The following is a 13163-nucleotide window of genomic DNA, read 5'->3' as shown; positions in this document are numbered from 1 at the left end:
CACGGGCGCGTCGGCGCCCGGGTGCCCGGCACGGTCCGTGCCGGGCACCCGGGCGCCGGCTGCTCAGCGGCCGGCCAGCACCCGCGCGCGGCGGTACAGCACGCCGCCGCCGATCAGCAGCAGGGCGCCGGTCGAGGCCAGCACCTCCAGGCCGGAGGCGCCGGTGGAGGCCAGCTGGGCCTGCTCGCCGGTGGGCGCCGCGGCCCGGGGCTGGGTGGTGGTGACCGCGGAGACCGGCGTGGTGCTCGGCGTGCCGGGCGTGGCCGGGGTGCCCGGCTGGTCGCCGCTGGGGCCGCCGGTGCGGTCGCCGCCCCCGCCGGAGGTGCTCGGCGGCGGGGTGTGGTTGCCGGGGTGGTTCGGCGGGCAGTCGTCCCCGGGCGGCGGGGTGGTGTGGTGCGGCGGCGGGGTGGTCGGGTGCTTCGGGGTGCTGACGTTGCCGCAGTCGTTGCCGAACGCCGGGTTGCCGAGGCCGACCACGTCGACCGAGTTGCCGCAGGCGTTCACCGGAGCGGCGATCGGGACCTGCACGTTGTTGCCGGAGCCGACGCCCGGGGAGCCGGTCGTGCTGCCGCTCGCCGAGGAGCCCGAGCCGGCGTGGCTGCCGCCGCCGGCGGACTGGTTCGAGCAGTCGTTGCCGTAGGCCGGGTTCAGCAGGCCGATCACGTTGATGGTGTTCCCGCAAGCGTTGACGGGGAGGTCCACGGGGGCCTGCACGGCGTTCCCGGAGCCGACGCCGGGCGAGTTGGCGGTGGCTCCGTGGGCACCTGCGGCGTGGGCGTAGCCCGCGGTCGAGGCCAGCACGCTGCCGGTGGCCATGGCCGTGAGCAGGCCCTTCTTGGCGACCTGTCGCATTGACTCCCCTTGGTTTCTCAGATAGTCGGAATTGCCGCCCGCATCGGGAGCGACATGACGGTTCAACGACGCACAGTGATGAAGGTTGAGCCGAATGCAGTCTGTTCATCCGATCGAGTGAGCACCTTCCGGGAATAGGACCGCGGCCGCCCATCTCCCAGCCCCGGAACGCGAGCGCCCCCCTCCCGGGAACGCGGACGCCCCCCGCGCGGCACAGGGACCGCGCGAGGGGCGAGAGCTGACGTCGGGTCAGCGGGTGACTCCGACTCAGACGTTCTGGCAGGCGTTGCCGAACGCCGGGTTCAGCAGGCCGATGACGCTGATGGTGTTGCCGCAGACGTTCACCGGGATGTGCACCGGCACCTGGATCAGGTTGCCCGACAGCACGCCCGGGGAGCCGACCGCGGAGCCGTCGGCGTGCGCGCCCCCGTGCGCCGAGGCGACACCGGCACCCGCGAGCAGCAGGCCACCGGTGGCGGCGGCAACGGCAGCGATCTTCTTGGCCTTCATCTGACTGTTCCTCCTGGTCGTTTCCAGCCCGTTCCCCCGGGCTGCACACGGAAGAACGAAGGCCCGGCGAGCGGGATGCGGGGGAGATCGACTATTCACCCATCACAGTGATCAACCGAACGTCTGATCGCCAGCTATCCCGCTCGCCTGACTAGTCGGAATTGGCTATCTGGCTATCAGCACAGATCCAGGAACCGGTCCAGCACCCGCACGCCGAACTTCAGCCCGTCCACCGGCACCCGCTCGTCCACGCCGTGGAACATCCCGGCGAAGTCCAGCTCCGGCGGCAGCTGCAGCGGCGCGAAGCCGAAGCAGCGGATGCCCAGGTCCTGGAAGGACTTGGCGTCGGTGCCGCCGGAGAGGCAGTACGGCACGGCGCGGGCGATCGGGTCCTCGGCGCGCAGCGCGGTCTGCATCGCCTCGACCAGCGCGCCGTCGAAGCTGGTCTCCAGCGCCTTGTCGTAGTGCAGGCTCTCGCGCTTCACCCGGGGGCCGAGCACGCTGTCCAGCTCGGCCAGGAACTCCTCCTCGTAGCCGGGCAGGAAGCGGCCGTCCACGTGCGCGGTGGCCTGGCCGGGGATGACGTTGACCTTGTAGCCCGCGCCGAGCATGGTCGGCTGGGCGGTGTTGCGCAGGGTGGTGCCGATCATCTTGGCGATGCCGCCGAGCACCCGCAGCGTCTCGTCCATGTTCTCCGGGTCGAGCGGCACGCCGAGCGCGTCGGAGAGCTCGTCCAGGAAGGCCCGCACGGTCTTGGTGATGCGCAGCGGGAACTGGTGCCGGCCGAGCCGGGCGACCGCCTCGCACAGCTCGGTGATGGCGTTGTCGTCGTTCTCCATCGAGCCGTGCCCGGCCCGGCCCTCGACGGTCAGGCGCATCCAGTGCATGCCCTTCTCCGCCGTCTCCACCAGGTACAGCCGGACCTGGTCGTTGACGGTGAAGGAGAAGCCGCCGACCTCGCCGATCGCCTCGGTGACGCCCTCGAACAGCTCGGGGTGCTTGTCGACCAGGTAGCGGGCGCCGAAGGTGCCGCCGGCCTCCTCGTCCGCGACGAACGCCAGCACCAGGTCGCGCGGGGGCTTGCGGCCGGTGCGCAGCCGGTCGCGGACCACCGCGAGGGTCATCGCGTCCATGTCCTTCATGTCGACGGCGCCGCGGCCCCACACGCAGCCGTCCATGATCTCGCCGGAGAACGGGTCGACCGTCCAGTCCGCCGCGTTGGCCGGCACCACGTCGGTGTGGCCGTGGATCAGCAGTCCGGGCCGCGAGCGGTCCTCCCCCTCGATCCGCACCACGGTGGAGGCCCGGCCCTTGGTCGACTCGTAGATCTTCGCCTCGACGCCGAACTCGGCGAGCTGCTCGGCGACGTACTCGGCCGCCTTCCGCTCCCCCGGTCCGGAGCCGTCCCCGTAGTTGCTGGTGTCGATCCGGATCAGGTCCCGGCAGATCTCGGCGACCTCCGACTCGGCCGTCACCGTCCGCTCGCTGCCCACGCTCATCGCTCCCACCTCGTCTCCAGCCCGCCCGGCGCTCCACTCGCCCTCGCGCCGCCCGGTCCTCCGGGTACCACGGGCACCATCCCGCCATCCTCCCCCACCCCTCGCCCACCCCCAAGGGCATTCCCGGCCCGCCGCCCCGCCTTCCAAGCCGCACCCGCCCCGGCACCCCCGGTTTTGGGTCTGCCAGGCGATCTTTGCTACTGTTATCCATGTCAGCGCGGGCACGGTCCCGCACCGACGACACCCCGTCCGGGTGGCGGAATGGCAGACGCGCTAGCTTGAGGTGCTAGTGCCCTTTATCGGGCGTGGGGGTTCAAGTCCCCCCTCGGACACCAGCGGTGAAGAGCCGGTCGAGATCTCTCGGCCGGCTCTTCGCGTTCCCGCCGCCCGTTCGCCGGCGCTCCGCGCACCCTTTTCCCCCGGCTCCGCTCGGACTAGTGTGCGTTGGCGCATGCAGACGGGGGTGGGCAGCGGCATGGGCAACCAGATCGTCAAGGCGCTGGAGGACAGCGCGCAGAAGCTGGGCAAGACGCTGGTGGAGGACGCCGGGAAGGCGTTGAAGAACTTCTACCGGCACGCGGGCGACAACCTGAAGAAGGTCGCCAAGAACGTGCGGGACATCGAGGAGAAGCACGCCAGGGACCTCGAGAAGATCTTCAAGGGCGAGGGCGGCAAGGGGTTGCCGCACCCGCGCACGGGCGGCGGTCGGCGCGGCCGGGGCGAGCAGCCGCTCGGCCGGGGCGGCAAGCGCGGACAGGGCGTCGGCGGGAACATCGGCTGCCACACGGCGGGCGACCCGGTGGACGTGGTGTCCGGTCAGATGATCACGTCGGAGACGGACCTGGTGCTGCCGGGTCTGCTCCCGGTGGTGCTGCGCCGCGCGTACGCCTCCGGGTACGTCGGCGGGCGGCTGTTCGGGCCGGGCTGGTCCTCGACGCTGGACCAGCGGGTCGAGATCGACGCGGACGGCGTGCACTTCGCCGGCGACGACGCGCAGATCCTGCACTACCCGCTGCCCGCCCGCCCGGGCCAGACCGTGCTGCCGAACGGCGGCGCCCGCTGGCCGCTGACCTGGGACGACACCGACGGCGCGCTCCGGATCGAGGACCCGGACCGGGGGTTGGTGCGGCACTTCGCGGCGGCCGGCCCCGGCGCCTACCGGATCGGTGAGGTGCGGCCGCTGACCGCGCTGAGCGACCGCAACGGACACCGCGTCAGTTTCCTGCGCGACGAGCACGGGGCGCCCGTCGAGGTGAGGCACAGCGGCGGCTACCGGGTCGCCGTCGACACCGTCGCCACCGCGGCCGGCCCGCGCGCCGAGGCCCTGCGGCTGCTGGACGGCACCGCGCACGGGCACGGCACCACCGTGGTCGGCTACCAGTACGACCCGGCCGGCCGGCTGACCGGCATCGTCAACTCCTCCGGCCTGCCGTACGTCTACGAGTACGACGACGCCGACCGGATCACCGCGTGGATCGACCGCAACGGCGAGAGCTACGAGTACCGGTACGACGAGGCGGGCCGGGTGGTGAGCGGTGTCGGCGTGGACGGCAACCTGTCCGCCGAGTTCGCGTACGACGACGGCGGCCGGGTGACCACGACCACCGACAGCCTGGGGCAGCGCACCGAGTTCCACTTCGACGAGCAGCACCGGGTGGTCCGGGTGGTCGACCCGCTCGGGCACTCCACCCGGACCGAGTACGACGAGCAGGGCCGGGTCACCGCGTACGTCGACGAGTTGGGCCGCACCACCCGCTACCGGCTCGACGAGCACGGCAGCCCGACGGTGATCACCGCCCCCGACGGCAGCACCGTCCAGCTCGCCTACGACGCGCTGCGGCTGCCGGTGTCGGTCAGCCGGGCCGGCCGGGTGCTGGGCGCCTTCGAGTACGACGAGCGCGGCAACCTGCTGACCCACACCGACGCGGCCGGGGCGCGCTCGGTCCGGCGCTACGACGAGGCGGGCCGGCTGCTGTCGCTGACCGACCCGCTCGGCCACACCCGCACCTTCACGCACGACCCGGCCGGACTGCTCACCTCGGTGACGGACCCGCTCGGCAACACCGCACGGGCCGAGCACGACGCCTTCGGCCGGATGGTCGCGGTCACCGACCCGCTGGGCCTCACCACCCGCTTCACCCACCGGCTGGAGGGCGGGATCACCGAGCGGGTGTTCCCCGACGGCTCGCGCGAGCAGTACGACTACGACCCGGAGGGCAACGTCACCGAGCACCGGGACCAGATCGGCGCGGTCACCCGGTTCACCCTCGGGGCGTTCGGCCGGCTGCGCTCCCGGACCCTGCCCGACGGCGAGGAGCAGCAGTTCGGCTACGACACCGAGCTGCGGCTGACCTCGGTGACCAGCGGCGCGGCGGCGTGGCGCTACCGCTACGACGCGGCGGGCCACCTGGTCGGGGAGAGCGACTTCAACGGCCGCGACCTGACGTACCGTCACGACGCCGCCGACCAGCTGCTGGAGACCGTCGACCACACCGGCCGGCGCACCGCCTTCGCCTACGACCTGCTCGGCAACCTGGTGGAGCGGGTCTCCGGCGACGGGTCGCGGACCACCCTGGACTACGACGAGCACGGCGAGCTGGGCCGGATCACCGGCCCGGGCGGCGTGCTGACGTACCGTCGGGACGCCGTCGGCCGGGTGCTGTCCGAGGAGGCCGACGGGCGCGCCACCAGCTACGCGTACGACGCGCTCGGCCGCCGCACCCGCCGCACCACCCCGTCGGGCGCGGTGTCCACCTGGTCGTACGACGCCAACAGCCGTCCGAGCACGCTGGCGGGTGCGCTCGGCACGCTCTCCTTCGGCCACGACGCCAACGGGCGGGAGACCTCCCGGCGGCTCGGGCGCGGCGCGGCCCTCAGCCAGACCTGGGACGACTGCAACCGGCTGAGCGCGCAGGCGATCTGGGCGCTGGACGCGCCGCCCGCGGGCTCGCCGGAGGGGACGGCGGGCAGCTACCGCAGCCTCCAGCAGCGCGGCTACGGCTACCGGGCCGACGGCATGCCCGCGTACGTCACCGATCTGCTGCGCGGGCGGCGGGACTTCGAGCTCACCCCGGCCGGCCGGGTCACCCGGGTCTCCGCCGAGACCTGGACCGAGAGCTACGCCTACGACCCGATCGGCAACATCACCAGCGCCGCGGACAGCCGCCGCCCGGACGGCGCGACGCTGGGCGAGCGCCGCTACACCGGCTCGCTGCTGCGGACGGCCGGCCGGACCTCGTACGAGTACGACGAGCTGGGACGGCTCTCCCGGGTGCTGGTGCGCACCCTGTCCGGTCAGCGCCGCACCTGGCAGTACACCTGGAACGGCGACGACCAGCTGGTCCGGGTCGACACCCCGGACCGCGGGGCGTGGACGTACCGCTACGACCCGATCGGCCGGCGCAGCGCCAAGCAGCGCGTCGATCCGGGCGGTGGCGCCGCCGCCGAGCAGGTGGTGTTCACCTGGGACGGGACCTGGCTGATCGAGGAGGCCGCCGCGCTGCCCGACGGCTCGGTGCGCAGCCGCACCTGGGAGCGCCAGCCGGGCGCCTGGGAGGTGGCGACGCAGACCGAGCGCACCTCGCGCCCGGGCCCGGGCGGAGCGGGGTCCGGGCCGGGCCTCGGGCAGGCCGAGGTCGACGAGCGGTTCTTAGCGATCGTCACCGACCTGGTCGGCGCGCCCAGCGAGTTGGTGACCGAGGACGGCCGGATCGTCTGGTCCTCGTCGACGGACCTGTGGGGGCGACGGGCGGCGGGCGGCTCGGGCGGTGACGCGCCGTCATGTCCGCTGGGGCTGCCCGGGCAGTACCACGACGAGGAGTCCGGCCTCGAGTACAACTATTTCCGCTACTACGACCCGTCCACCGGCCGCTACCTGAGCAGCGACCCGCTGGGGCTGGGCGCCGGGCCGAACCCGCACGGCTACGTGCCCAACCCGCTGGCGTGGATCGACCCGCTGGGCCTGAAGGGCGCGCCCTCGGGCATGGGCGGCTGGTACTACAAGCTGCAGCCGGCCAACTGGAAGACCGGGCCGAACGCCGCGCAGAAGTACGAGATCAACCACATACCGGCCCAGGGCTCCTACAAGAACCTCGGCACGACGGCCGAGCTCAATCCGGGATACGGCCCGTCGGTGCGGATGGAGTACGACGACCACCGCAAGTTCATCAGCACCGGTCGCGGTGCGGGCCCGGACGCCTGGCGGGCGGCGCAGCGCAGCCTGATCCTGCAGGGCAAGTGGGACGAGGCGATGAAGAAGGACATCGACGAGATCCGGCGCGTGCACGGCACCAAGTACGACAGCGCGATCAGGGAGATGGTCGACTCGCTGCCGCACAACGCCGAGTTCCAGAAGTTCCTCAAGGACAACAACTGGAATGTCAGGACCTGCCTCCTACAATGACGGCCATGGAGATCACCCTCGATCCGCCGCACGGCATCACCGGCTTCCCGCTCGGCATGCCCGCGGAGGCGGTCAAGGAGGCGGCGCGCGCGCTGGGTTCCGTCCAGGTCCAGGACGAGGGCGCCGCGGACCGGTTCCGGTACATGAAGGTGCTCGCGGTGCACCCGCAGTTCGAGATCGTCTTGCACCTGGAGGACGGGAAGACGCTGCGGGCGGCCGAGGTCTGGATCCCGCGGCCGGGGCCGGAGCAGGTCACCGTCCGGTTCCGCGGGCTGGACGTCTTCGGCACGCCCGCCCTGCAACTGCTGGACCGGCTGGCGGAGATGGGCGAGACGGTGCTGCGCGACGACTACGGGGCGACCGTCCCCGGGCTGCCGCTCGGCTTCACCCGGGAGGCCGGCCACGAGGTGCCGCTGGACACCGACGGCGAGCCGCTGTACTTCCAGGCGGTGCTGGTCGGCCCGACCGGCTACTACGACTACCTGCTCGCGGAGTAGGCCCCGCGAGCGGCCGAGCGCCCCGCCCGCACCCCGCTGAGGGGGTGTCGGGCGGGGCGCTCGGCGTGTGGCCCCGCGGTCGGCGTCAGGAGACGTTGACGTTGACGTCGTCGAGGACGAACGAGGTCTGCTTGGTGTTGTCCTCGGTGCCGGTGAACTTGATCGTGACGCTCTGGCCCGCGTAGGCGGCGAGGTTGAAGGTGCGCTGCTGGTAGCCGGCGGCGGCGTTGGTGTTGGAGTAGGTGGCGAGGGTGGTGCCGTTGGCGGTGACGGTGAGCTTGTCGAAGACGGTGGTGGTGGAGGCGGCGCTGTCGATGTGCAGCCAGAAGCTCAGGTTGTAGCTGGTGCAGCCGGTCGGCAGGGTGACGGTCTGCGCGAGGGTGTCGGTGTTGGTGGTGCCGTAGCCGTCCAGCCAGGCGTCGTAGCTGCCGCTGTGCGCGGGTTCGCTGGAGCTGGAGTTGATGGTGCTGGCGCCCCCGCTGTTGGTCTCGGTCCAGGACGAGGTGGAGCCCGTCTCGAAGCCGGGGTTGGCGATCAGCTGGGCGGCGGTGCAGCTGCCGCCGCCGGCCGGGTTGACCGTCCAGGTGAAGGTGGCGGTGGCGGTGGGGCCGGTGGAGTCGGTGGCCTTGGCGGTGACGGTGTAGCTGCCCGCGGTGGTGGGGGTGCCGCTGATCAGGCCGGTGGCGGAGTTGACGGTCAGTCCGGCGGGCAGGCCGGTGGCCGAGTAGCTCAGGGTGCCGCCGGCGGTGTCGGTGGCGGAGAGCTGGAGGCTGGTGGCGGTGCCGGCGGTCGCGGTGCGGGTGCCGGGGTTGGCCAGGGTGACGGTGCCGGTGCTGCTGCCGCTGCCCTGGGCGAGCCAGGCGGTGGCGTTCAGCGCGAGGGCGGCGTCGGTGCCGGCCGGGTCGTCCCAGCCGTTGAAGAGGGTGTTGCCGGACTGGCCGGTGCCGTCGTCTATCGGCGAGGAGTCGCCCCAGATCGCCACCCGGCCGCTGCCGAAGGTGGAGGTGGCGAACGCGGCGCCGGTGTTGCCGCTGTAACCGGTCCGGTAGAGCAGGCCCTTGACGGCGGAGTTGTCGGCCGGCTTGAGGGTGAAGGTGGTGCCGTTGCGGATGATCGAGCCGGTGACGGTGCCGAACGGGCCGCCCAGCACCGGGTCGCCGGCGGAGCTGATCGCCCGCGGGTTGTCGGTGGTGATGTTCAGCAGGTCGACCGAGAAGCCGAACGGGTCGGTGCTGTCGACGCTGTTGGTGGTCAGCAGGTCGTTGATGATGGCGGGCGAGTCCCAGCCGTCGTTGTTGCGGTCGCTCTGGGTGTGGTCGGAGATCAGGAAGAGCCCGCCGCCGTTCTGCACGAACGTCATCACGGCGGTCTTCTCGGCGTCGCTGAGCCGGACGTTGGGCTCGGGCAGCACGAACTCGTCGAAGTTGGCGAGGTCGAGCGCGCCGCCGGTGCCGTAGGTGATGGTGGAGCCGGCCGGGAGGGTCTTCAGGCTGTACTGGCCGGTCTTCTGCAGGGCCACGCCCCAGGCGGAGAGCGCGCCGGTCCAGGACGTCTCGGTGGTGGGGTTGGCGTTCTGGGCGAGCGGGTCGGGCTGGCTGGTGGAGATGATCCAGTCCGCGTTCCCGGCGGTCTCGGCCTTGCTGTTGTCGAACAGCACCCGCTTCGGGGCGGTGGTCGCGGCGGCGGCCGCGGTGCTGTGCAGGGGGACGGTGGCGGCCGCCGCGAGGGCCACCAGGGCGGCTGCGGCGAGAGCGGCCGGTCGGGTCGTCTTCCGAGCTCTGATCATCTGTCAATCTCCTCGTGCCGTGGGGGGAAAGAGACGGTGCGCTACGCGCGTAGGTGCGCGGGACACCGTCCCATGGTGGGGTAATCGGAGCTTGAACGGAACACGTCGAGTCGGCGCGGGCCGAAAGTTCTCGCTACGTGCTGGAACCGGGGCAAACTGCTCCCGGAACGGCCCGGATATAACGGTGTTTTGCAACACTGGGGGCATGAGCCCCCGTCGATCCGATCCCAACACCCGTCCCGCACTGGTGGACGTCGCCGCCCGGCTGCTCTCCGAGGAGGGCCCGCAGGCCCTCTCGGCCCGGCGGATCGCCACCGAGGTCGGCAGTTCGACGATGGCGCTGTACACCCACTTCAACGGCATGGGCGGGCTGGTCCGGGCGATGGTGCACGAGGGATTCGCAAGACTGCAGCAGTACTTCACCCGGGTGTCGCGCAGCGACGACCCGGTGGCGGACCTGGCGCTGCTGGGCCGGGCGTACCGGTGCAACGCGCTGGCCAACCCGCACCTGTACGCGGTGATGTTCGGCGGCTCCTCGCTGGCCGGCTTCTCGCTGGACGGCGAGGACCGCCAGTACGGCCGGTACACGCTGGCCGGGGTGGTGGAGTGCGCGGGCCGGTGCATCGAGTCCGGCCGGTTCCAGTCCGGCGACGCGGACCTGATGGCCCACCAGATGTGGTCGGCGGTACACGGGTTGGTGACGCTGGAACTCGGCGGCTACCTGATCGGCCCGTACGACGCGGACCGCTGTCTGGACGCGCAGCTGATCGGCCTGATGGTCGCCGCCGGCGACAACCCGGAGGCCGCCACCAGGTCGGTGGCGGCCTCGGCCCGCCGGCTGGATCCGGAGGTGGTCGCCGCGGGGTGACGGGCGATCACCAGGCGGACTAGAGCGGGATGTTGCCGTGCTTGCGCTGCGGCATCGGTCGGCGCTTGCCCTGGAGCATGGCGAGCGAGCGGGCGATCGCGGCGCGGGTGTGGGCGGGGTCGATGACGTCGTCGACCAGGCCGCGCTCGGCGGTGTGGAAGGGGTGCATCAGGCTGTCGGCGTAGTCGGCCATCAGTTCGGCGCGCAGCAGTTCGGGGTCGGGGGCGTCGGCGAGTTCGCGGCGGAACAGCACGTTGACCGCGCCGTCGGCGCCCATCACGGCGATCTCGTTGGTGGGCCAGGCGAGCGAGACGTCGGTGCCGATGGAGCGGGAGTCCATCACGATGTAGGCGCCGCCGTAGGCCTTGCGCAGGATCACCTGGATCCGCGGCACGGTGGCCTCGCAGTAGGCGTAGAGCAGTTTGGCCCCGCGCCGGATGATGCCGCCGTACTCCTGTTCGGTGCCGGGCAGGAAGCCGGGGACGTCGACCAGGGTGATCAGCGGGATGCCGAAGGCGTCGCAGAAGCGGACGAAGCGGGCGGCCTTCTCGGAGGCGGCGATGTCCAGGACGCCGGCCAGCACCAGCGGCTGGTTGCCGACCAGCCCGACGGTCTGGCCGTCGATCCGGGCGAAGGCGCACAGCACGTTGCCCGCCCAGTCCTGGTGGACCTCCAGGTACTCGCCGTCGTCGACGATCTCGGCGACCACGTCGCGCATGTCGTAGGGCCGGTTCGCCTCGACCGGGACGATCTCGGCGAGGCCGGGCCGCTCGTCGTGGCCGGCCCCGGTGGGCTGGTGGGTCGGCGGCGCCTCGAGGTTGTTGGACGGCAGCATGGACAGCAGGAAGCGCACGTCCTCGAGGCAGGACTCCTCGTCGTCGTAGACGAAGGAGGCGAGGCCGGTGCGGCCGCCGTGCACGTCGGCGCCGCCGAGTTCGTTGTGGGTGACCTGCTCGCCGGTGACGGCGGCGACCACGTCCGGGCCCGTGAGGTACATCTGGGCGGTCTCGCGGACCATGAAGGTGAAGTCGGCGAGCGCCGGGGAGTAGGCGGCGCCGCCGGCGCACGGGCCGAGCACCACGCTGATCTGCGGGATGACGCCGGAGGCCTCGACCATCCGGCGGAAGATGCCGCCGTAGCCGTCGAGGGCGGTGACGCCCTCCTGGATCCGGGCGCCGCCGGAGTCGTTGAGGCCGATCAGCGGCGCGCCGGTGGCGATGGCGAGGTCCATCACCTTGTGGATCTTCGCGGCGTGGGCCTGGCCGAGCGAGCCGCCGAAGACGGTGAAGTCCTGGGCGTAGACGAAGACCCGGCGCCCGTCGACGGTGCCGGAGCCCACCACCACGCCGTCGGTGTGCGGCCGGTTCTTGGACAGCTTGGGGCCGTCCGCCTGGTGCCGGCGGTACATCTCCAGCTCGGTGAACGAGCCTTCGTCCAGCAGGAGTTCGAGGCGTTCGCGGGCGGTGCGCTTGCCGTTGGTGTGCTGGCGCTTCACCGCCTCGGGCTCGCCCGCGAGGATCCGGGAGCGCAGTTCGTCGAGTTCCTCGCGGGCGGTGCCCATCGGCCGGACCGGGCGCGGCGGCGGGACGGTGCGCAGCTTGCGGCCGTCGCCGGGGGCCGGGACTGCGGGGGTGGCGGGGGCGGTTCGGCTGCGGGGCTTGGGCAGGACGATGGGGCCGACCTGCTGTTCAGCGGTGCTCATCGGTTCTTCTCCCCTGCGATCGCGCCGGCCTGTCGGTCGGTCAGCAAGCCCTGGCCGTGGAGCCAGCGCACGGTGTCGGCCATGGTCTCGGCGGCGGGCCGCGGCTGCAGCCCGCCGGTGCTCGCCCCCGGCTCGACCGGCACGGCGGTGGCGCAGGTGTAGACGGCGCCGTACTCGGCGGGGATCTGCCAGGGCCAGGCGCGTTGCAGCAGGTCGGCGGCCGCACCGATCGGCAGCATGGCGCGCGCGGGCAGGTGGAGCGCGGGCAGCGGGCGTCCGGTGACCTCGCGCAGGGCGTCCAGGTACTGACGGGTGGTCAGGTGCCGGCCGGGGCCGAAGTGCCGGTCGGTGCCGGTCGGCTCGGCGGTGAGCAGCCGGGCGTGCAGTTGCGCGGTGTCGCGGACGTCGCCGACCGGGAACCCACCGGTGGGCCAGAACGGCATCAGGCCGCGCAGGGTGTTGCGCAGCCGCCGGGTCTGGTCGCCCAGTCGCGGGTCGGCGGGGCCGAGCAGGGCGGGCGGGTAGCTGATGACGACGGGTGCGCCGGCCGACTGGTGGCTGCGGGCGATGTGTTCGGCGGCGGCCTTGGTGGCCATGTAGGTCTCCCGGGGGCGGCCGACCGGGGAGTGCTCCCCGATCGTCCGCCCGCCGGCGGGCAGCAGCGCGACGATGCTGGAGACGTGGATGATCCGGCCGGCTCCGGACCGCCGGGCGGCGGCCAGGACGGTCTCGGTGCCGTGTTCGTTGGTGCGCCGCATCTCCTGGTGACGGCGGCTGTCGAACGAGTAGACGGACGCGGCGTGCAGCACGGCGTCGGCGCCGCGGACCGCGCGTTCGACGGACGGGGTGTCCGTGGCGTCACCGGCGGCCACGTCGACCGCGCCGGGGGCGATCTCCGCACGGGCCAGGGCCCGTTCGGCGGCGGCCGGGTCGCGGGCGAGCAGCCGCACGCGGTGCCCGGCGCGGACGATCGCCGCGATCGAGTGGATGCCGAGGAATCCGGTGCCTCCGGTGACGCTCACCAACATCGGGGTGTTCTCCTCCGGT

9 protein-coding genes and 1 tRNA gene are annotated in these 13163 nt (G+C 72.5%); 4 read left to right on the top strand and 6 right to left on the bottom strand.

Annotated elements, in window-relative coordinates; all coding sequences use genetic code 11:
* Window positions 1-63 precede the first annotated feature (63 nt).
* The 3 genes from AB0K51_RS01175 to AB0K51_RS01165 form a co-directional block, all read right to left on the bottom strand.
* Window positions 64-852, bottom strand: coding sequence for a chaplin family protein (locus AB0K51_RS01175; protein ID WP_363449096.1), 789 nt, complete (start codon window positions 850-852; stop codon window positions 64-66).
* A 267-nt stretch (window positions 853-1119) separates the two neighbouring features.
* On the bottom strand, window positions 1120-1362 hold the full coding sequence (locus AB0K51_RS01170) for a chaplin (protein WP_363449094.1): 243 nt from the start codon (window positions 1360-1362) through the stop codon (window positions 1120-1122).
* Between the two features lie 176 nt (window positions 1363-1538).
* On the bottom strand, window positions 1539-2861 hold the full coding sequence (locus AB0K51_RS01165; RefSeq protein WP_363449092.1) for a M20/M25/M40 family metallo-hydrolase: 1323 nt from the start codon (window positions 2859-2861) through the stop codon (window positions 1539-1541).
* 247 nt (window positions 2862-3108) lie between these two features.
* On the opposite strand from AB0K51_RS01165, the gene AB0K51_RS01160 reads away from it, so the two are divergent.
* The 3 genes from AB0K51_RS01160 to AB0K51_RS01150 all read left to right on the top strand — a co-directional run bounded on the left by AB0K51_RS01160 (window position 3109) and on the right by AB0K51_RS01150 (window position 7760).
* Window positions 3109-3196, top strand: a tRNA-Leu gene (locus AB0K51_RS01160).
* A gap of 116 nt (window positions 3197-3312) precedes the next feature.
* Window positions 3313-7263 carry a DUF6531 domain-containing protein gene (locus tag AB0K51_RS01155; protein ID WP_363449090.1) on the top strand — a complete coding sequence of 1317 codons (3951 nt, stop codon included), beginning with the start codon at window positions 3313-3315 and terminating at the stop codon, window positions 7261-7263.
* Window positions 7264-7268: 5 nt separating this feature from the next.
* Entirely contained in the window at window positions 7269-7760 is a 492-nt protein-coding gene (locus AB0K51_RS01150) for a hypothetical protein (protein ID WP_363449088.1), read from the top strand.
* An 85-nt stretch (window positions 7761-7845) separates the two neighbouring features.
* Here the strand turns inward: AB0K51_RS01150 and AB0K51_RS01145 are convergent, their stop codons facing one another.
* Window positions 7846-9546, bottom strand: coding sequence for a putative Ig domain-containing protein (locus tag AB0K51_RS01145; RefSeq protein WP_363449086.1), 1701 nt, complete (start codon window positions 9544-9546; stop codon window positions 7846-7848).
* A 205-nt stretch (window positions 9547-9751) separates the two neighbouring features.
* Between AB0K51_RS01145 and AB0K51_RS01140 the strand changes: the two genes are divergently transcribed.
* Complete coding sequence (locus AB0K51_RS01140) at window positions 9752-10414, top strand: TetR/AcrR family transcriptional regulator (RefSeq protein WP_363449084.1); 663 nt, start codon at window positions 9752-9754, stop codon at window positions 10412-10414.
* 19 nt (window positions 10415-10433) lie between these two features.
* Here AB0K51_RS01140 and AB0K51_RS01135 read toward each other — a convergent pair whose 3' ends face one another.
* Together AB0K51_RS01135 and AB0K51_RS01130 are read right to left on the bottom strand one after the other, a co-directional pair.
* The gene (locus AB0K51_RS01135) at window positions 10434-11975 is read right to left on the bottom strand and encodes an acyl-CoA carboxylase subunit beta (RefSeq protein ID WP_363449342.1); all 1542 of its coding nucleotides are present in this window, start codon (window positions 11973-11975) and stop codon (window positions 10434-10436) included.
* Window positions 11976-12112: 137 nt separating this feature from the next.
* Window positions 12113-13144 carry an NAD-dependent epimerase/dehydratase family protein gene (locus AB0K51_RS01130; protein WP_363449082.1) on the bottom strand — a complete coding sequence of 344 codons (1032 nt, stop codon included), beginning with the start codon at window positions 13142-13144 and terminating at the stop codon, window positions 12113-12115.
* Window positions 13145-13163: the final 19 nt, after the last annotated feature.

Source organism: Kitasatospora sp. NPDC049285 (genome assembly GCF_040678815.1).
GTDB lineage: Bacteria > Actinomycetota > Actinomycetes > Streptomycetales > Streptomycetaceae > Kitasatospora.
Note: the sequence above shows the minus strand (reverse complement) of the source record. Positions and strands in the feature narration are given on the sequence as shown.

Coding starts and splice junctions, on each gene's coding strand:
- AB0K51_RS01175 (WP_363449096.1), bottom strand. CDS start 852: ATGCGACAGGTCGCCAAGAAGGGCCTGCTCACGGCCATGGCCACCGGC.
- AB0K51_RS01170 (WP_363449094.1), bottom strand. CDS start 1,362: ATGAAGGCCAAGAAGATCGCTGCCGTTGCCGCCGCCACCGGTGGCCTG.
- AB0K51_RS01165 (WP_363449092.1), bottom strand. CDS start 2,861: ATGAGCGTGGGCAGCGAGCGGACGGTGACGGCCGAGTCGGAGGTCGCC.
- AB0K51_RS01155 (WP_363449090.1), top strand. CDS start 3,313: ATGCAGACGGGGGTGGGCAGCGGCATGGGCAACCAGATCGTCAAGGCG.
- AB0K51_RS01150 (WP_363449088.1), top strand. CDS start 7,269: ATGGAGATCACCCTCGATCCGCCGCACGGCATCACCGGCTTCCCGCTC.
- AB0K51_RS01145 (WP_363449086.1), bottom strand. CDS start 9,546: ATGATCAGAGCTCGGAAGACGACCCGACCGGCCGCTCTCGCCGCAGCC.
- AB0K51_RS01140 (WP_363449084.1), top strand. CDS start 9,752: ATGAGCCCCCGTCGATCCGATCCCAACACCCGTCCCGCACTGGTGGAC.
- AB0K51_RS01135 (WP_363449342.1), bottom strand. CDS start 11,975: ATGGGCACCGCCCGCGAGGAACTCGACGAACTGCGCTCCCGGATCCTC.
- AB0K51_RS01130 (WP_363449082.1), bottom strand. CDS start 13,144: ATGTTGGTGAGCGTCACCGGAGGCACCGGATTCCTCGGCATCCACTCG.